Raw genomic sequence first — 20,222 nt, forward strand, 5'->3', positions numbered from 1 at the left:
ACATACAGCACTATCATGGCAACTTACCACCAAGAAAAGGGCAATGCCATGAGCAACTCCATCAAAGCATATCTGGTCGGCAGCGGCATCGGCTCGCTGTCGGCAGCGGCCTTCATGATACGCGACGCCGGCGTCGACGGCCGCAACATCACCATCTTCGAAGCCATGCCGCTGGCCGGCGGCAGCCTCGATGGCGGCGGTGACGCCGACAACGGCTACACGCTGCGTGGCGGCCGCATGCTCACCACCGACAACTACGAGTGCACCTGGGACCTGTTCAAGTCCATTCCCTCGCTGGAGCACGCGGGCCAGAGCGTCTACGACGAAACCGCCGCCTTCAACGAGATGCACAAGTCGCACTCGCAGGCGCGGCTGATCGACCGCAACCGCTTCCGCGTCAACGTCACGTCGATGGGCTTCACCATGCAGGACCGCACCGAGCTGCTGGCCCTGGCCGAGGCGGACGAGGAAAAACTGGGCAACAGCGCCATCACCGACTGGCTGTCGCCCGAATTCTTCGACACCAAATTCTGGTACATGTGGGCCACCACCTTCGCCTTCCAGCCGTGGCACAGCGCGGTGGAATTCAAGCGCTACCTGCACCGCTTCATGATGGAGTTCTCGCGCATCGAAACGCTGGCCGGCGTCAAGCGCACCGTCTACAACCAGTACGATTCGCTGGTGCGCCCGCTGCAGCACTGGCTGCAACAGCAGGGCGTACAGGTGGTCTACGACTGCAAGGTCGACGACATCGAAATGATGGAGGAGGGCGGTGTGCTGACCGCGACCGCGCTGCGCTGCACCCGCAACGGCGAGGCCACGACCATCGCCGTCGGCCCGCAGGACTTGGTGTTCTTCCAGAACGGCTCGATGACCGACGCCTCCAGCCACGGCAGCATGCACAGCGCGCCGCCCAAGCTGGACAAGCGCGACAGCCAGGGCTGGGCGCTGTGGGAAAAGCTGGCGGTGGACCGTCCGCAGTTCGGCAATCCGGCCGCCTTCAATTCCAGCATTCCGGAATCGTGGTGGGAGTCGTTCACCGTCACGCTGAAAGACCCGGCGTTCTTCGACAGGATGGAACAGTTCAGCGGCAATGTCGCCGGCACTGGCGGCCTGGTCACGTTCAAGGATTCGAACTGGCTGATGTCGATCGTGCTGGCGCACCAGCCGCACTTTGCCGGCCAGCCGGAAGGCGTGCAGGTGTTCTGGGGCTATGCGCTGCACCCGGACCGCATCGGCAACTTCGTCGCCAAGCCCATGGCCGATTGCAGCGGCGAAGAGATCCTGCGCGAGCTGTGCGGGCACCTGAACTTCGACATGGAGATCATGGCCAAGGCCAACTGCATCCCTTGCCGCATGCCCTACATCACCAGCATGTTCATGCCGCGCTTTAAAAGCGACCGTCCGCTGCCGGTGCCGCCCAACTCGCGCAACCTGGCCTTCGTCAGCCAGTTCGTCGAGGTGCCGGAGGACGTGGTGTTCACCGTCGAATACTCGGTGCGGGCGGCGCAGATGGCGGTGTACCAGCTGCTCGACGTCAAGCGCGAAATTCCGCCGGTCAGCCACCACGACCAGTCGCTGAAGGTCAAGCTGGACGCCCTCGTGAAAGCTTTCAAATAGAAGGTTATACTCCCCATGTTCACCACATGGGGAGTGCTTATGTTTGCCGGCATCGGAAGAAAACACTGGTTCGCACTGATTGTTTTGCTGGCCATGTCGGCGCACTATTTCTACTTCCGCGTTCCCTTCTTCGCCAACGGCTACGGCCGCGACATGGCCGACTGGCCCTTGCTGGGCGATCTGCTGGTGACGTTCCCGCTGCTGTACTACTTCATGTTTCGCCCGTCGTTGAAGGCTTTCCTGCTTAAATGGATGGTGTTCGCGATGGCGGGATGCGCCGTCGGCAGCATGATCATCCCCAACGGCAGCAAAGACCTGTGGCTCGGCATCGAGCGCCTGTGGCCCTTGCTGGCGCTGGTGCAGGGCGCGCTGGAGCTTTACCTCCTGATATGGATGGTGCGTCGCATGATGGCGCTGGTGCGCCTGGACGGCAACGCCGACGAGGCGATGGCGAGCGCCATCAAGGGCCGCTTCGCCGGCAGCGGGTTTGCGCCGTTCGCCTTGTTCGAGGCGCGCATCTGGTACTACGGCCTGTTCATGCGGCGCGGCGAGCGTTTGCGCTACACGGGCCAGCAGCACTTCAGCTACGACAAGAACGACGGCAACGTCTCCAACCAGTTCGCGCTGATCATGGTGATGCTGTTCGAGATGCCGCTGTCGCACTTCATGCTGCATCTGGTGGCGGTGAAGCCGGTGTACGCGTGGATCGTCGATGTGCTCAGCGTATGGTCGGTGCTGTATCTGGTGGCGGAGTACCGCGCCAGCCAGTGGCGGCCGGTGTCGCTGGACGCGGAGGCGCTCTTGATACGCTATGGCGTGTTCGCGGCCGACCGCACTGTCTCCTACGACATGATCGAATCGGTGGCCCGCTGCGGCGGCGACATCCGCCGCCAGCGCGGCCTGCTGCGCTATCGGCAGTTCGGCAGCATGAACGTGGAAATCCGCCTGAAGGCCGGCAGCAAATTGATGAACGGCTTCGGCCGCGCGCAAGCCGTCTCGCGCATCTGCATCGGCCTCGACAAGCCCGACGCCTTCATCGACGCCGTGCGAGTACGGCTGGCCGCCCTAGGCTAGCACGCCCATCAGCTTTTGCATCGGGCTTAGCGCTATCAGCGAATCAGGTTCATCGATTTCCATGACGACATCGTTATATGCTACGGCGCGCAGCGGCTCCACTTCGATGGTATCGGAAAGGCGCGCTTCGTCCAGCATCTGTTGCAGCGCTGGCGCATCCAGCACGTTGAGCTTTGCCAGCAGGGCGCCATATTTGCGCACGTCGGCATCGTTGGCCGCGATTTTGTCGGCCGGCCGTAGTGCCAGATTGAGGCTGCTGAACAGCGCAAACACGCCAAGCAGCCAAGCGGACGGTATCAGCATTTGGGCAGCCAGCGCCGCGACCGCACTGCTGCCTGCCAGCAGACTGATGAAAGTTAGCATGGTCTGTATCCGACGATAAAAGCGAGCCGTACGCTGGCACAGCCGCTGCGCGTAGCGTAAGTTGAACTGCAATTCTTCCTTTATCTCATCCATGGCTATTTCCCTTTCTTCAAAGGTCCCTGCGCTGGCGGCTTGGCTGGCGCGGGCTTGCGACGCCTGCGTTTGCGCTTTGGGGCCGGAAGCAGCGGCGTATGGGATTTGGGTTCGAGCAGTTTCATTGTATGCCTTGCCGCGCCGCGATGACGGGCGCACGACATCAATCATGCGAGGCTTTTGAAGGTACACGCTGCGGTATGTCAAACGTGCAGGGCAGCGGAGGGCACTGCCGAACTGAGCATTCAGTACGCGCGGCGGCGTATGAGTGTTACCATGGCCGCTCACCAGGAGTCCTATGCCTACCGAACTCCGCGCCAGCGACTATGGCCTGCATCAACCGACGCTCGATGGACTGGCCTTGCATGGCTGGTCGCAGCAGAATCTTTTTCTATCCGATGAATTGACGCAGGCCCTGGCCGCAGAGTGCCGCGCCGGCGCGGCTGCTGGCTCGCTGGCCTTGGCCGCCATTGGGCGCGGAATGGCGCAGGCGGTGCGTGGCGACATACGTGGTGATCGCATACTGTGGCTGGAAGCCGGCCAGTCCGCCGCCTGCGACCGCTATCTGGTCGTGATGGAAGCCTTGCGCCTGGCGCTGAACCGCGAATTTTTCCTGGGCCTGGACAGCTACGAAAGCCACTACGCGCTCTACACGCCCGGCGCCGCCTACAGCAAACACCTGGACCGCTTTCGCGACGACGATCTGCGCACCGTATCGGTGGTGATCTATTTGAATCCCGATTGGCAATTGGAGCAGGGCGGCGCGCTGCGCCTGCATCCGCTGGATGCGCCCAGCAGCGACATCGCGCCCATGGGCAGCCGGCTGGTGCTGTTCCTGTCGGCCGACATGCCGCATGAAGTGCTGCCGGCCACGCACGACCGGCTGTCGCTGGCCGGCTGGTTCCGCCGCCGGCCGCACTGAGATACGCGCTTACAGGAAGCGGTCGAGGATTTTCTTGCTGTGCTTATCCAGTTCGCGCACGTCGCGGATCAGATAATGGATGCCGTGGATATCAGAGATCAGCAGCGTGTCCACCGTCAGGCGGCGGATGTCTTCCTCTCCACGCAGCACAAACTCCGTGTCGCCGCGATCGGTCGCCACCGACCAGGTGCACGGCGTGGCGAAGCTGGTCACGCTGTTGATGCGCGCGATCTCCGGCATGAACTCGCGTCCCTCCAGCTCCTCGCGCACCAGCTGCCCCACGGCCGCCGGCAAATCCTCGATGCGGTCGATCCAGCCCACTTCCTTGCCGTCGGTGCTCACCAGCGCGATGCCGTCGTCCGGCGCCTGCACCGGGAAGGCGCGCACCGGCGCCACGCTCTCGTGGACATCGCCTTCGGCCGTGGTCAGTACCAGGCGGCCGAAGGCGTTGCGTGTCAAATCAAAATTCGTCGTCATATTCTTGTTCTCTTATTCTTTGCTGGCGCTGTCGTCGAGATCCGTATCGACGTTGCGGGCTTGCGCCTGATACAGGCGGTAGTAGGCGCCTTCGCGCGACATCAAGTCGTCGTGTGCGCCTTCTTCCACCACCACGCCGCGATCCAGCACCACCAGGCGGTCCGCCTTCTGCAGCGTGGACAGGCGGTGCGCGATGGCGATCGTGGTGCGGCCTTGCACCAGGTTCTCCAGCGCGCGCTGGATTTCCTTCTCCGTCTCCGAGTCGACCGAGGACGTGGCCTCGTCGAGGATCAGGATCTTCGGATCGATCAGCAGCGCGCGCGCAATCGAGATGCGCTGACGCTCGCCGCCGGACAGGCCTTGACCGCGCTCGCCCACCATCGAATCGTAACCCTGCGGCAGACGCAGGATGAACTCGTGCGCATGCGCGGCGCGCGCGGCGGCGATGATCTCGGCGCGCGTCGCTTCCGGCTTGCCGTAGGCCAGGTTCTCGGCGATGGTGCCGAAGAACAGGAACGGCTCCTGCAACACCAGGCCGATATTGCGGCGGTAGTCCGACACCGCGAACGAGCGGATGTCCACGCCGTCGAGCATGATCGCGCCTTCCGACACATCGTAGAAGCGGCAGATCAGGTTGACCAGCGTCGACTTGCCCGAGCCCGAATGGCCCACCAGGCCGATCATCTCGCCGGCCTTGATGTCGATGGAGATGCCGCGGTTGACGGCGCGGTTCCCGTAGCGGAAGCCCACTTCGCGCAAGGTGATGTTGCCTTCCACCTTGGACAGCCTGACCGGATTCGAGGGTTCGGGCACCGACGACACGTGGTCGAGAATGTCGAAGATGCGCTTGGCGGCTGACGCGGATTTCTGCGTCACCGAGACGATGCGGCTCATCGAATCCAGGCGGCCGTAGAAGCGGCTGGAGTAGGCGATGAAGGCCGACAGCACACCGACCGTGATATGGCCCTTGGACACCTGGTAAATACCGAACACCCAGATCACCAGCAGTCCCAGCTCCGTCAGGAAGGACACGGTAGGCGAGAACAGCGACCAGATTTTATTGAGCTTGTCGTTGACGGCCAGATTGTGCTTGTTGGCGGTGCGGAAGCGCGACGCTTCACGCGACTCCTGCGCGAACGCCTTCACCACGCGGATGCCGGGGATGGTGTCGGCCAGCACGTTGGTCACTTCTCCCCACACGCGGTCGATCTTCTCGAAGCCGGTGCGCAGGCGGTCGCGCACCACGTGGATCAGCCACGCGATGAACGGCAGCGGCAGCAGCGTGAACAAGGCCAGCCACGGATCGATGGAGAACAGGATCACGCCGGTCATGATGATCATCAGGCAGTCCGACGCGAAGTCCAGCAAGTGCAGCGACAGGAACACGCAAATGCGGTCGCTCTCGCTGCCGATGCGCGACATCAAATCGCCGGTGCGCTTGCCGCCGAAGTATTCCAGCGACAACCGCAGCAGGTGGTCATAAGTCTCGGTGCGCAGGTCGGCGCCGATGCGCTCCGACACCAGCGCCAGCACATAGGTCTTGCCCCAGCCCAGCACCCACGCCAGCACCGCCGACGCCACCAGGCCCGACATGTACAGCGCCACCAGCGAGGTGTCGACCGGCTGGCCGTTCTGGTAGGGGATCAGCACCTTGTCCATCAGCGGGATGGTCAGGTAGGGCGGGATCATGTGCGCGCCGGTCGACAGCAGCATCAGCGCGAAGCCGAAGCCCAGCTGCAGCTTGTAAGGCCCGGCGAAGCGCCACAGGCGGAACAGCGTCCAGGTCGACGGCGGCGTGTAGACCACCTTGGTGCAGATCGGACACTCCTCCTGGTCCGGCTCCAGCGGCGCCTTGCAGCTCGGGCACACGCTTTTTTCCTCGCGCACCACCGGCACGCCCAGCGCGTGGCTGTCGCGGTGGGCGTCGAATTGCTCGACCAGGCGGATCGCGTGCAGGTTCTGGCCCAGCGTGAAGCGCCAGGCGCCCAGGCGGCCGCCGTGGTTGACCAGCTCCAGGTGGCCGACGCCGGCGTGGTCGTGGTGCTTGAGCGCCAGATCCTTGGCGAACGCCCAGCTTTGCCAGTCGCTGCGGCCCGGTGCGCGCGCCAGTACGCGCTGGTCCGTGACCAGAATTATCCCCTTGGAAAAACGAAGTTGTTCATCCAAGTCAACCTCCAAGGCACTTGCAACGTTTTCCCCTTGGGAAAGTTGTGCCTGTATCTCGGAACGCCAGCGCTCGGGAAGCTCGCTCTGGCTGGAGTCGGAGGAAAGTTGTTCTGTTGTCATCGTGCAGCGTACTCCAGTGGCGAAAAGGTGGAACAAAGGTGGAACTAGTAGGTGTTGTGGCTGATAAAAGCGCTGTATTTACGGTATTCTGTCAGGTGATACATCCTTGACAGAAATCAAGAAAAATCAGTGTTTTGTTGGCGGCAAGTATAACGCACGCGCAGGGTGGGCCAAATGCAATTTGGCGGCCAGCGGTGGTACAGAGGTTAAAATACGGCGCGGGCTGGCCACGGCTGATAACAAAGATACAAGAATAGAAACATGACCAAGAAGAAAGACATAGAAGTTCTCCGCGTCACCCATTTGCGCGGACCCAATATCTGGACCTATCGCCCGGTGATCGAGGCATGGCTGGACATTGGCGAGCTGGAGAATTTCCCCTCGAATTTGTTGCCTGGCTTGTATGAGCGCCTGACCGCCATCCTGCCCGGTTTGATCATCCACCGCTGCGGCGTGGGCGAGCACGGCGGCTTCCTGGAGCGCCTGCGCGACGGCACTTATGCCGGCCACATCCTCGAACACGTGGTGCTGGAACTGCAAAACCTGGCCGGCATGAAAACCGGCTTCGGCAAGACGCGCCAGATCGGCGAGAACACCGGCCTGTACAAGATGGCCTTCCGCACCCGCCAGGAACAGGTCGGCCGCGCCGCCCTGGCCGCCGGCCGCGACCTGCTGATGGCGATGATCGAAGACCGTCCCTACGACCTGGCCGCCACCGTCATCGACCTGACCGACCTGGTCGAGTCCGTATGCCTGGGCCCGAGCACCGCCAACATCGTCGACGCCGCCACCGTGCGCAAGATCCCGTCGATCCGCCTGACCGACGGCAACCTGGTGCAGCTGGGCCATGGCGCCCGCCAGCGCCGCATCTGGACCGCCGAAACCGAACACACCAGCGCCATCGCCGAAGGCATCGCCAGCGACAAGGACTTGACCAAGTCGCTGCTGGCCTCCTGCGGCGTGCCCGTGCCCGAAGGCGAGCTCGTCACCAGCGCCGAAGCGGCCTGGGAAGCGGCGCAGGACATCGGCGTGCCGGTCGTGGTCAAGCCGTACGACGGCAACCATGGCCGCGGCGTCTCGCTCAACCTGATGACCGAAGCCGACGTCACCGCCGCTTACGCGCTGGCTGCGCGCAAGGGCGACAGCAAGAGCGTGATCGTCGAGCGCTTCATCGCCGGCAACGAACACCGCCTGCTGGTGGTGGGCAAGCGCCTGATCGCGGCCGCCGCCGGCGAATCGCTGTGGGTCACTGGCAACGGCAAATCCAACATCATCGAGCTGGTCGACGACCAGATCAACACCGATCCGCGCCGCGGCACCACGGAAGACTCGCCGCTGAACGCGCTGGCGCCTGAACATGGCGCCGAGATCATCCTGGAGCTGGAGCGCCAGGGCATGACCGCCTACTCGGTGCCGCAGGACGGCCAGAAAGTGCTGATCCAGCCGAACGGCAACGTCGCCTTCGACGTCACCGACAAGGTGCACCCGCAGGTGGCCGCGATGGCCACGCTGGCCGCGCGCGTGGTCGGCCTGGACATCGCCGGCATCGACGTGGTGGCCGCCGACATCTCGCGCCCATTGGAAGAGCAGGGCGGCGCCATCATCGAAGTCAACGCCAGCCCGGGCCTGCTGGCCCACCTGAAGCCGGCCAGCGGCGAGCCGCGCAACGTCGGCGAAGCCATCGTCGACCACCTGTTCGCGCAGGATGAAAGCGGCCGCATGCCCATCGTCGGCATCACCGGCAAGCACGGCGCCACCATGGCCTCGCGCCTGATCGCCTGGCTGCTGCAAATCAGCGGCAAGAAGGTCGGCCTGAGCTGCGCCGACGGCCTGTTCGTCAACGGCCGCCTGCTGCCGCGCGACGGCTTCACCGACTGGGAAAGCGGCGAGCGGCTGCTGCTGAATAAAAACGTCGAAGCCGGCGTGTTCGAAGCCAGCGCCCGCATGATCCTGACCGAAGGCCTGGCCTACGACAAGTGCGCGGTCGGCGTGGTGACGGACGTCAGCGATTTCGAGGACGTGGCCGAGTTCCACATCGCCAGCCTCGACAAGCTGTACGGCGTGCTGCGCACCCAGGTCGACGTGATCCTGCCGAGCGGCGTGGCGGTGCTCAACGCCGCCGACGCGCAAGTGGTCGACATGGCCGACCTGTGCGACGGCGAAGTGATCTTCTACGGCGTCGACGAGCACCTGGCCGCCATCGCCCAGCATCGCCAGGACGGCAAGCGCGTGGTGTTCCAGCGTGCGGACAAGGACATGAGCCGCATCGTGCTGGCCCAGGGCTACGACGATGCCGCCAGCCTGCCGCTGTCGCCGCTGGTGCCGCCGGAAGCCGTGCTGGCAGCGATCGCCGCCGGCTGGGCGCTGGGCCTGACGCCGGAGCTGATCGGCGCCGGCCTGCGCACCTTCGATGCGAACCCAAAGCGAACTCATCACTGATACATCACTGAAAGAACAAGCAGATTTATGGAAGTCATCCGCACCCGCGCCCTTCGCGGCCCGAATCTTTGGAGCCACCACACGGCGGTGGAAGTGATCGTATCGTGCCCGCCCGAGGAGCAGTCGATCGCCACGCTGCCCGGCTTCGAGCAGCGCCTGCACGCACGCTTCCCCGCCATCGGCGCCCTGCACACCAGCGGCCACACCGACGCCGTGCCGCTGGCGCGCGTGCTGGAAGTGGCGGCACTGAGCCTGCAAGCGCAGGCCGGCTGCCCCGTCACCTTCAGCCGCACCACGGCCACGCTGGAAGACGGCATTTATCAAACCGTGGTCGAGTACACCGAGGAAGCCGTCGGCCGCCTGGCGATGACGCTGGCGCACAATCTGATCAACGCCGCCCTGGCCGACACCCCGTTCGACCTGACCGGCGCCTTGAACGAACTGCGCGACCTCGATGAAGACGTGCGCCTGGGCCCGAGCACCGGCGCCATCGTCAGCGCCGCCATCGCGCGCGACATCCCGATCCGCCGCCTGACCGAAGGCAGCATGGTGATGTTCGGCTGGGGCTCGCGCCAGCGCCGCATCCAGGCCGCCGAAATGGACAGCACCAGCGCCATCGGCGAATCGATCGCGCAGGACAAGGAACTGACCAAGAAGCTGCTGCACGCGGCCGGCGTGCCGGTGCCTATCGGCCGTTCGGTCGAAGACGTGGAAGACGCCTGGGCCGCGGCGCAGGAAATCGGCCTGCCGGTGGTGGTCAAGCCGAAGGACGGCAACCAGGGCAAGGGCGTCACGGTCAACGTGATGTCGAAGGAGCACCTGGAGAAGGCCTTCAACACCGCCAAGGAATTCCGCGACAACATCATGGTCGAGCGCTATCTGCCGGGCCACGATTACCGCCTGCTCGTCATCGGCAACAAGCTGGTGGCCGCCGCGCGCCGCGATCCGCCGCAAGTGGTGGGTGATGGCGTGCACACCGTGCGCGAGCTGGTCAGCATCGTCAATTCCGATCCGCGTCGTGGCAGCGGCCATTCGACCTCGCTGACCAAGATCCGCTTCGACGACATCGCCCTGGCGCGCCTGGCGCTGCAAGACCTGGAGGCCGATTCGATTCCGGCCAAGGGCCAGCGCGTCATTCTGCGCAACAACGCCAACCTGTCGACCGGCGGCACCGCCACCGACGTCACCGACGACGTGCATCCTGAGGTGGCCGCACGCGCTGTCGAAGCGGCGCAGATGATCGGCCTCGATATCTGCGGCGTCGACGTGGTCTGCGACGGCGTGCTGCAACCGATCGAGAACCAGCGCGGCGGCGTGGTGGAAGTCAACGCCGCCCCGGGCCTGCGCATGCACATCGCGCCATCGTTCGGCAAGGGCCGCGCGGTGGGTGAGGCCATCGTCAACACCATGTTCGCGCCGGGCGAGAACGGCCGCATTCCCGTGGTCGCCGTCACCGGCACCAACGGCAAGACCACCACCGTGCGCCTGATCGCCCACCTGCTCACCGCCAGCGGCCTGCGCACCGGCATGACCAACACCGACGGCGTCTACATCGAAGGCCGGCAAGTCGACAGCGGCGATTGCAGCGGTCCGCGCAGCGCCCGCAACGTGCTGCTGCATCCGGACGTCGATGCCGCCGTGTTCGAAACGGCGCGCGGCGGCGTGCTGCGCGAAGGCCTGGCCTTCGACCGCTGCCAGGTTGCCGTCGTCACCAACATCGGCAGCGGCGACCACCTTGGCCTGAACTACATCACCACGGTGGAAGACCTGGCCGTGCTGAAGCGCGTGATCGTGCAGAACGTCTCCGAGAGCGGCTTCGCCGTGCTGAACGCGGTCGATCCTATCGTCGCCGGCATGGCTGCGACCTGCCGTGGCAAGGTGATCTTCTTCGGCGCCGAGCGTGGCCATCCGGTGATCGCCACCCACCTGGCGCAGGGCTGCCGCACCGTGTACGTGGAAGACGGCCATGTGGTCGCCGCCGAAGGCAAGGACATCCACCGCATTGCGCTGTCGGAAGTGCCGATCACCCGCAACGGCGCCATCGGCTTCCAGGTCGAGAACGTGATGGCCTCGGTGGCCGCCGCGTGGGGCGTGGGCATCAGCTGGGACGCGATCCGCCTCGGCCTGAAAACCTTCGCCAACGATTCCGACAATGCGCCGGGCCGCTTCAACGTGTTCGACTACAAGGGCGCGACGCTGATCGCCGACTACGGCCACAATCCGGACGCCATCCTGGCGCTGGTGCAGGCGGTGGAGACCATGCCGGCCAAGCGCCGCTCGGTGGTCATCAGCGGCGCCGGCGACCGTCGCGACCAGGACATCACACAGCAGACCGAAATCCTCGGCCGCGCCTTCGACGACGTGATCCTGTACGAAGACCAGTGCCAGCGCGGCCGCACCGACGGCGAAGTGGTGGCCTTGCTGCGTTCGGGCCTGAACGGCGCCCCGCGCACCTCGCACATCCAGGAGATCTACGGCGAGTTCCTCGCCATCGACACCGCCCTGGGCCGCCTGAAAGAGGGCGATCTGTGCCTGATCCTGGTCGACCAGGTGGAAGAGGCGCTGGCCCACATCGCCAAGCGCATCGCCGAAGCCTGACCCCGGATTTGCCTGAAAACCGGCCTGTTGGCCGGTTTTTTTTCGTCCCAACGCCGGTGATATTTCGTGACATTGCAATCGGGCGCGTGATTCCTGCGGTCAATGGGATAATGCTAAATCAGCAATTCTATTTATACCGATTGAGCATGCAAATGACCGAAGTGCCGGAGCAGCTGCGCGCGTCGCTGGCGGGCTTCTCAAGCGAACGCCGCCTCTACGCGCTGACCGTGGACGGCGCCAACCCCGACGACCTGATGGTGGAAGCCTTCTTTGCCGACGACCCCTTGCAGGGCGTGGGCGAGCGGGACATCATCGCGCTCTCGCCCAGCGCGCACCTCGACCTGGCGAGCCTGCTGGGCAAGCGCGCCGTGCTGGAAGTGAGCCTGGCCGACGGCAGCCGCGCGCGCTTCAGCGGCCATGTCAGCCAGGCGGGCATGCTGGGCAGCGAAGGCGGCCTGGCGCGCTACCGCCTGCGCCTGACGCCATGGCTGTCGCGCCTGCGGCACGTGCGCAACAGCCGCGTATGGCAGGACAGCAGCGTCGTCGACATCGTCGACGCGGTCCTGGGCGGCTACGCGCCGGACGCGCTGTGGCGCTGGAGCGGCGACGTCGCCGCCTTCATGGAACAGGTGACGCCGCGCAGCTACTGCTGCCAGTACCGCGAATCCGATCACGACTTCATGCTGCGCCTGCTGACCGAGGAAGGTCTGGGCTGGCGCTTCGAGGACACGCCGGACGGCGCATGCATGGTGCTGTTCGCCGACAGCACGCAGCACAGCGCCGTGCCGGAGGACGCCAGCAGCGCGGCCGCCGGCGGCCTGCGCTACCACGCCGCGCGCGTCGGCGAAAGCCAGGACACGATCCAGTCGCTGCGCGCCAACCGCCGCCTGCACGCCAGCCTGGTATCGGTGCTCAGCTACGACTACAAAGCCAAGAAATCGACCGCCGCCAGCGCGCCGACCCGCTTGCCGGCCGGCGGCGCCAAGGCGCCCATGGTCGAAAGCTACGACCACCCAGGCCAGTATTTCTACACCGACGCCGCGCAGGCGGAGCGCTACGCCGGCCTGCAGATGCAGGCGCACGAAGCGGACGGCCGCCTGTGGCAGGCCCGCTCGACCGTGCGCACGCTGCGCGCCGGCACCCGCTTCACGCTGACGCAAGGCCCGCTGGCAGGCGGCGACAGCCCGTCCTACGTGGTGCTGCGCGTGTTCAGCGTCGGCATCAACAACTTGCCGGCGCCGGCGCGGCAAGGCTTGGCCGAGCTGTTCGGCCCGATTCCCGAATTGCTGGAGGAAGTCGCAGTCGAACGCGCTGCGCAGTTGCCGGACGAGTTCGCGCTGGCGTTGCAGCAGGCGCGCGACAGCGGCTACGCCAACTGCTTCGAAGCGCTGCCGGCCGAGCTGCCATGGCGGCCCATGGTTGACGCCGACGGCCGCTGCGCGCGCCACCACGCCAAACCGACCGCGCGCGGCAGCCAGAGCGCCATCGTGGTCGGCGCCGACGGCGGCGACCAGCCCAGCGGCGCCGACGAACTGTATTGCGATGCGCTCGGCCGCGTGCGCATCCGCTACCACTGGCAGGACGACGCCAACGCCACCTGCTGGGTGCGGGTGGCGCAGCGCTCGGCCGGCGGCGGCATGGGCAGCCAGTTCCTGCCGCGCATAGGCCAGGAAGTGCTGGTGCAGTTTATCGAGAACGACATCGACCGCCCCATCATCATCGGCGCACTGTACAACGGCCGGGGCGAGGGCGGCGTGCCGCACACGCCCGGCGGCGAACCCGGCGCGGACAGCGCCGGCGTGTTCGATCCGGCGCACGACCACGGCGTATCGGCCCAGGGCAATCTGGCCGGCGGCAACAGCCCGCCATGGCACGGCGCCTCGGGCGACAGCGCCGGCCACCGCAACGGCGCGGCCCAGTGGGGCATGCGCAGCAAGGAGTTCGGCGGCGCGGGCTACAACCAGCTGCTGTTCGACGACACCGACGCGCAGGGACGCGTGCAGCTGCGCTCCACGCACGCCGCCAGCGAGCTGACGCTGGGCCACCTGATCCACAGCGCCGACAACTATCGCGGCAGCCTGCGCGGGCAGGGCGCCGAACTGCGCACCGATGCCTATGGCGTGGTGCGCGGCGGCGCGGGCCTGCTGGTCACGAGCTACCAGGTCGGCCACAACGCCGGCGAGCGCGAAGCGATGGGCGACAACACGGCCGGCATCGCGCTGATGAAGCAGGCCGTCAAGCTTGGCGAGACCTTCAGCGACGCGGCCAAGACGCATGAAACCGTGGCCTACGCCGGCCACCTCGGCGGCGGCAAGGCCGATGCCAGCGTACTCGATGGGAAGTCGGCGCCGCTGAAGGCGATGCTGGAGGCGGTGTCCGGCATGGTCGGCGACGCCAGCCTGGATGCGGCGCAGGCCGACGCGGCGGGCAAGGACAGCAGCCCCGGCGACGGCAAGCTGCCGCACAGCAGTTCGGCCATCATCGCCATCTCCGCCAGGAACGGCCTGGGCGTGACGGCCGGGCAGGGCCTGCAATTGGCCAACGGCGAAACGCTGACGCTGATGAGCGGCGGCGACAGCCAGTACAGCTCCGGCGGCCAGCTCCGCCTGCACAGCGGCCAGGCCATCGGCGTGCTGGGCGGCGCGGTCAAGGCTGGCGAGCAGGGCGTCGGCGTGCAGCTGATCGCGGCCAAGGGCGCCGTCGACATCCAGGCGCAGGCCGACATATTGAAGGTGCAGGCGCGCGACGACATCAACATGGTCAGCGCCAGCGCTTTCGTGGACTGGGCTGCGGCCAAGAGCATCACCTTGTCGACGGCGGGCGGGGCCAACATCACCATCGACGGCGGCAATATCACGGTGCAGTGTCCGGGCAAGATTACCATCCGTGCCGGGACCAAGAACTTTGCCGGGCCGGATAAGCTAGGCTATGCGCTGCCGCCGCTGCCGCGTTCGATCTGCAAGAAATGCAAGCGCAACGCCGCCAAGTCTGGCTCGCCGTTTTCGCTGGTGGAAGGTTGAGGACGCCATGCTGATCAATCGTCATCCCGCCGGCTGGAAAGACGCGCTGCACGCCAGCCTGCAAGACTGCGAAGAAAATGTCTATGCATTGGTGGACGGCGTCCACAACGAATTGTTTTATCCAAAACTGAAGAGGGCGGAAGGCTTCCGCTATCTGTCGCTGTACGCCACGGCCCCAGCCGCCGACGAGGAAACGTTGGGTCTGTCGCCGATACTGGTGCAGTACAGCAGCGAGCATCGCAAGCAGTGGGATGCGTTGATCGAGCTCACCGACAGCAAGCCGGCGCTCAGCATCATCGTCACGCCGGAATCGATCGAGCAATTGGCGGCGCGGTTGATCCCGTGGTGCGTGGTCGATGCCGATGGGTACACGCTGGCGCTGTCGTTCGCCGACACGCGTACCCTGCCTGCATTGGTGGACGCGCTAACGCCGCAGCAGCGCAGTCAGCTCCTTGGCCCGACGCTGCAGTGGCGTTATACGGGCCGTGATGCCGGCTGGCAGGAACTGCCGCTGCCTGCACCGATCCCGTTGGATCAGGCAGCGCCACCTGCGGCCAAAGTGCAGTTGTCGGCGCAGCAGGTGGCGGCGCTGATGGCCGCGTCCGAAGCCGACAGTATCGCCTTCCAGTTCGCGCAGTACATCAGCAAACCGCTGGCAGCGTACACGGCCCATGATGCGCATGCGATGATCCGGCAGTGGTTGCAGGTGGCGGACCGAGTCCAGATCGAAGGCAATCAGGATCGCTTTGCGCTGTGCGAATTTGGTATTGAACGGCCCGAACTGCTGAAAGACCAACGGTATCTGGCTTTATTAGAGCACGGCTCGAGCCCCCGCACATTGGATGAAACCCGCACGTTGCTGTCATAGCTGATGGAATCGAATACAAAATCATGAATCTGAAAACCACCTTCCGACTTGTTCTCCTGTTCGCAGGAGTGTCCACGCTGCTTGCAGGCTGCGCGCATGCACAACCTGCGCCACCAAAAAATCTGGGTGTTGCCGTTCGCTCGATCAATTACTCCGGCAAGGAGGTCGTGCTGATGGTGATCGATCCGAAGGATAAGAAAAATGGCGGTGGTGGCGACGCGTTGAATCCCTACAGCACGGGCGGAACAATTTGTTGTTACTCCATTCCAGCGGAATGGCATCCGGGCTTGCAAGTGATTGTGAAGTACAACCTCTATCCCGACCCGACATGGCATGAGCAATTGGTCGATATACCGCCTTATCCAGAAGGCATTGCCGGCGAGATTTGGCTCGCCATGCACGAGGATGGCCGTGCCGAGGCGGTCGTCTCGCATTTCGATCCGTCCCGGCCAGAGTGGCCGGGACGAGTGAAGGGCCGTCCTGTTCAGTCAGAGTCATATGCGTTAAAGCTTAAAAACGACCGGCTAGATAATCAAAAGGGCATGCTGGCCGCAATGGAGGCCGGGTTGAAGTACGACACGGGAAGAATGACTGCTCAGGAAATTGAAGAATTGAAAGAGGCGATTGAAAATACAAGAAAAAGAATTCAACGAATGGAGGAGCAAAGACCATGAGCGCGAAGCTATGTGGGCCTGTTGCGCCGAGCGCTAGCGATCCGGCCAATGTTAACGATTTTTTTGATCGCGCAAAAGAATTGAAAATCATTGACAAGTTTACCGAACAGCGAGAGTGTCCTGAGATCGGGGTAAACCCGCCAGCCTGCTCTGTTAACCTGGCGTTTGCTTTCTTTTTTGATGGGACAAATAACAATTTACAAAGGGATCTGCCTACTTTCAATCAAAGTAACGTAGCAAGGTTGTACTTGGCCTTTCCGGGCAGTGAAGGAGTGGAGCCGTGGCCGCAGGCCAAGGCAAGTTATCCTCATTACTTCCGCACCTACGTCGCGGGCGTCGGGACGAAGTTTGAGCCGGTTGCCGATACCGGCGAAGGCGATATGAAGAAGGATGGACTTGCTTTTGCCAAACGCGGACAGAACCGGATTATCTGGGCGCTGGTGGCTGCCATCAACAACGTTCACAAATATTACCTTGGTGGTGAGCTGGTCAGCGCAAGCACATTTTTAGCAGAATACAATTCCCTGGACCTCCCCAGCTTCGGCGCCACCAAAGGCGGCTGGTTTAATTTCAGTCGCGGCGAGGTGGATAAATTGACGGCCGCTTTCACCAAGACCCTGAGTGAGCTGCATAAAAAACTCGCGGTCTATCTGCCGATCGGCGAAGGCCAGAAGAAGGACAAGGGAGTGGTCGAGCATCTCTACTATTCGATCTTCGGCTTCTCGCGCGGCGCGGCGGAAGCGCGCGTGTTCGCCAACTGGTTTCTTTGGCTATGCAGGCTCGACGCCAAGCTGACGAAAAAGCCAGGGCCGACGCTGGGTTCTATCCCGGTCACGTTCGATTTCATGGGACTGTTCGACACGGTCGCCTCGGTCGGCCTTGCATCGTCCGCACCGGTGTTCGGCGCCCACGGCCACTACGGTTGGGCGGACGCCACGGATTCGTTGAAGGTGCCCGAGGTACCTCCCACCACATGCCTGCATCTGGTGTCGGCACACGAGATTCGCCGTTCGTTCCCGCTCGACTCCATCATGAGCGAGAACACGTCTCCGGCGAACTGCACCGAGATCGTGATGCCGGGCGTGCACTCGGATGTGGGTGGCGGCTATTTCCCCAAAGAGCAGGGCCGTGGCAAGGAGCCGCAAGGAGAGGATATGCTGTCGCGTGTCTCCCTGTCGATGATGTACCGCGCCGCACGCTTGGCCGGCGTGCCGTTGAAGCTGGAAGACGCGCCGGAAACGGTCAAGCGCGGGTTCCGCGTCAGCCCTAAGCTGATCGAGACTTTCAACGCTTTCGTGACTGCCAGCGCGGGAGCTGCCAAAGACAACAAGCCCCAGCCGCTGCACGAGATCATGGCCAAGCAGCACCAACTGTACATCCAGTGGCGCAAGAAAATGATCGGCAATATGAAGGCCTTGCAGAGCGTGATCGACAGCGACAGCTGCGACCGCGAGGACATCCTCGCCGCCGACAAGGAACTGGCCGAGGAAGTGGAGAAGTTCGATTATTGGCGCGCCTGGAAGCGCGGCATGACCACCGACAGCCAGACGCAAACGCCATTCAGCTACCCCGAGTGGGCGACCATCGAAACCTACTGGGATCAGCCCGCGCCGCCGGCCGCCATCACGGATTTGTTCGACAACTATGTGCACGATTCGCGCGCCTGGTTCAAACCGTTCGGCACGAACTCGGAGGATGTGCTGGAAGGAATGGAGCAGTTGGCTATGCACGAAGAGAAAGTCCTGGAGTGGCAGCGCAATCCGGTGGGGCCCAAGCCGGAGCCGTTGACCAAGGCCGAGTTTGACGCGGTCACTAAATACAAGCCCTATCGCAAGACCGCACAAGCCTGTGCGGCGGCTGGCTTCGTTTCTAAAGGCCGCGAGGGCGTCGGCTTGAGCGGAGGATTCTTACGCTATCGAAAAATCTACATGGGCGACGATCGATTCAAACCTGAAGGCGCCGTGTACGCGCAGGTCACGCCGGCGACCAGCAATTCTCCTGCTGCCAGGGTCGATGCGGACGTCGCCGCCCAACACGCATAAGGGCTCAGCCTGTCCAACAGAGCTACCGGGAAGAGATAGGCTACCGCACCAGCGCCTTGCGGGATGCCAAGCTCGGCAAGTGAAATCTTGGTGATAGCGCGAGGCTATTGATTCAATAAAATTAATTGACTTTGTGTTTGTGCTTGGGCTCCTTAGAATGATTTCACTATCAATTTTCAAGGAGTCATAGCAATGAGCCAGCCACCGATCACCACCGCCTCGGGCATCCCGGTCGCCGACAACCAGAACTCCGCCAGCGCCGGCCCGCGCGGCCCGCTGCTGCTGCAAGACTTCCACCTGATCGAGAAACTCCAGCACTTCAACCGCGAGCGCATTCCCGAGCGCGTGGTCCACGCCAAGGGTTCGGGCGCCTACGGCACCTTCACCGTCACCCACGACATCACCAAGTACACCAAGGCCAAGCTGTTCTCCGCGATCGGCAAGAAGACCGACACCTTCGTGCGCTTCTCCACCGTCGGCGGCGAGAAGGGCAGCGCCGACACCGAACGCGATCCACGCGGCTTCGCCATGCGCTTCTACACCGAGGAAGGCAACTGGGACCTGGTCGGCAACAACACGCCGATGTTCTTCATCAAGGACGGCATCAAGTTCCCCGACTTCATCCACACCCAGAAGCGCGACCCGCAGACCAACCTGAAATCGCCGACGATGATGTTCGACTTCTGGAGCAAGACCCCGGAAAGCCTGCACCAGGTAACGATGCTGTTCTCCGACCGCGGCACGCCGGACGGCTACCGCCACATGGACGGTTTCGGCAGCCACACCTTCAGCCTGATCAACGACGCCGGCGAGCGCGTCTACGTCAAATGGCACTTGAAGACCAAGCAAGGCATCAAGAACCTGCCCTCCGCCGTAGCCACCCGGATTGCCGGCACCGATCCGGACTACGCGCAGCGCGACCTGTTCGGCGCCATCGCGGCCGGCGACTTCCCGCAGTGGGACGTCAAGCTGCAAGTGGCGACGGAGGCCGAACTGGCCGCGTGGGAAGCGCGCACCGGCTGGAATCCGTTCGACCTGACCAAGGTCTGGCCGCACAAGGACTTCCCGCTGATCCCGGTCGGCGTGTTCGAGCTGAACCGCAATCCGCTCAACTACCACGCCGAAGTGGAGCAGGCCGCGCTGTCGCCATCGAACGTGGTGCCGGGCATGGGCTACTCGCCGGACAAGATGCTGCAGGCGCGCCTGTTCGCCTACCACGACGCCCAGCTGTACCGCGTCGGCACCAACCACCAGCATCTGCCGGTGAACGCGCCGCGCTGCCCCTTCCACAACCAGCAGCGCGACGGCGCGATGGCCATCGCCAACGGCGGCGCGGCGCAGAACTACGCGGCCACCGAAGCCGCCGGCAGCAATCCGCAAGGCCTCGGCCACGGCGAGCCGGCGCTGGCGCTGCAAGGCGGCGCGGCCCGCTACGACGGCCGCGGCCAGGAAGACGATTACACGCAAGCCGGTAATCTGTTCCGCCTGATGCCGGCGCAGGAGCAGCAGAACCTGTTCGACAACATCGCCGGTCCGTTGAGCCAGGTGAGCGCCGAGATCATCGCGCGCCAGCTGGGCCACTTCGACAAGGCCGACCCGGCCTACGGCGCCGGCGTGCGCGCCGCGCTGGCCGCGCGCGGAGTGGTGGCCTAAACAGAAGCTGCGGACTACGCGCAATTGCACTACAATCGGATGGTGCAGTGCAGCGTAGTCCGTATCCTTTCGGAGGTAACACTTGAATCGCAA

The 20,222-nt window shown here is 64.1% G+C and carries 13 protein-coding genes; 10 read left to right on the plus strand and 3 right to left on the minus strand.

Annotated elements, in window-relative coordinates; all coding sequences use genetic code 11:
* Positions 1-48: 48 nt before the first annotated feature.
* Positions 49-1,620 (plus strand): oleate hydratase, encoded by a 1,572-nt coding sequence (locus DUGA2_RS07975; RefSeq protein WP_070268534.1) that lies wholly within the window; start codon positions 49-51, stop codon positions 1,618-1,620.
* Between the two features lie 39 nt (positions 1,621-1,659).
* Positions 1,660-2,694, plus strand: a complete 1,035-nt coding sequence (locus DUGA2_RS07980; RefSeq protein WP_070268535.1) for a hypothetical protein — start codon at positions 1,660-1,662, stop codon at positions 2,692-2,694.
* Here the strand turns inward: DUGA2_RS07980 and DUGA2_RS07985 are convergent.
* Positions 2,686-3,321 (minus strand): hypothetical protein, encoded by a 636-nt coding sequence (locus DUGA2_RS07985; RefSeq protein WP_141753217.1) that lies wholly within the window; start codon positions 3,319-3,321, stop codon positions 2,686-2,688. The two genes, DUGA2_RS07980 and DUGA2_RS07985, sit on opposite strands and share 9 nt — an antisense overlap.
* 127 nt (positions 3,322-3,448) lie before the next feature.
* Between DUGA2_RS07985 and DUGA2_RS07990 the strand changes: the two genes are divergently transcribed.
* Complete coding sequence (locus DUGA2_RS07990) at positions 3,449-4,072, plus strand: 2OG-Fe(II) oxygenase (RefSeq protein ID WP_070268538.1); 624 nt, start codon at positions 3,449-3,451, stop codon at positions 4,070-4,072.
* Positions 4,073-4,081: 9 nt separating this feature from the next.
* On the opposite strand, the gene DUGA2_RS07995 is transcribed toward DUGA2_RS07990, so the two are convergent.
* Positions 4,082-4,549 (minus strand): DUF1854 domain-containing protein, encoded by a 468-nt coding sequence (locus tag DUGA2_RS07995; protein ID WP_070268539.1) that lies wholly within the window; start codon positions 4,547-4,549, stop codon positions 4,082-4,084.
* Between the two features lie 12 nt (positions 4,550-4,561).
* Positions 4,562-6,835, minus strand: a complete 2,274-nt coding sequence (locus tag DUGA2_RS08000) for an ABC transporter ATP-binding protein (RefSeq protein WP_083296252.1) — start codon at positions 6,833-6,835, stop codon at positions 4,562-4,564.
* 261 nt (positions 6,836-7,096) lie between these two features.
* Here DUGA2_RS08000 and cphA (DUGA2_RS08005) point away from each other — a divergent pair, with 261 nt between their 5' ends.
* The 7 genes from cphA (DUGA2_RS08005) to DUGA2_RS08035 all read left to right on the plus strand — a co-directional run bounded on the left by cphA (DUGA2_RS08005) (position 7,097) and on the right by DUGA2_RS08035 (position 20,129).
* Positions 7,097-9,274, plus strand: coding sequence for a cyanophycin synthetase (cphA, locus tag DUGA2_RS08005; RefSeq protein WP_070268540.1), 2,178 nt, complete (start codon positions 7,097-7,099; stop codon positions 9,272-9,274).
* A gap of 27 nt (positions 9,275-9,301) precedes the next feature.
* Positions 9,302-11,872 (plus strand): cyanophycin synthetase, encoded by a 2,571-nt coding sequence (cphA, locus tag DUGA2_RS08010; protein ID WP_070268542.1) that lies wholly within the window; start codon positions 9,302-9,304, stop codon positions 11,870-11,872.
* Positions 11,873-12,024: 152 nt separating this feature from the next.
* Complete coding sequence (locus tag DUGA2_RS08015; protein WP_070268543.1) at positions 12,025-14,892, plus strand: type VI secretion system Vgr family protein; 2,868 nt, start codon at positions 12,025-12,027, stop codon at positions 14,890-14,892.
* A gap of 7 nt (positions 14,893-14,899) precedes the next feature.
* The gene (locus tag DUGA2_RS08020) at positions 14,900-15,760 is read left to right on the plus strand and encodes a DUF4123 domain-containing protein (RefSeq protein WP_070268544.1); all 861 of its coding nucleotides are present in this window, start codon (positions 14,900-14,902) and stop codon (positions 15,758-15,760) included.
* Positions 15,761-15,783: 23 nt separating this feature from the next.
* Positions 15,784-16,434: a DUF3304 domain-containing protein gene (locus DUGA2_RS32560; RefSeq protein WP_071658885.1), complete on the plus strand. Its 651-nt coding sequence runs from the start codon at positions 15,784-15,786 to the stop codon at positions 16,432-16,434.
* Positions 16,431-18,476 (plus strand): DUF2235 domain-containing protein, encoded by a 2,046-nt coding sequence (locus DUGA2_RS08030; RefSeq protein ID WP_083296254.1) that lies wholly within the window; start codon positions 16,431-16,433, stop codon positions 18,474-18,476. The genes DUGA2_RS32560 and DUGA2_RS08030 overlap by 4 nt, the downstream gene beginning before the upstream one ends.
* A gap of 192 nt (positions 18,477-18,668) precedes the next feature.
* The gene (locus tag DUGA2_RS08035) at positions 18,669-20,129 is read left to right on the plus strand and encodes a catalase (RefSeq protein ID WP_070268547.1); all 1,461 of its coding nucleotides are present in this window, start codon (positions 18,669-18,671) and stop codon (positions 20,127-20,129) included.
* Positions 20,130-20,222: the final 93 nt, after the last annotated feature.

Source organism: Duganella sp. HH101 (genome assembly GCF_001758795.1).
In the GTDB taxonomy this organism is placed as follows: domain Bacteria; phylum Pseudomonadota; class Gammaproteobacteria; order Burkholderiales; family Burkholderiaceae_D; genus Rugamonas; species Rugamonas rivuli.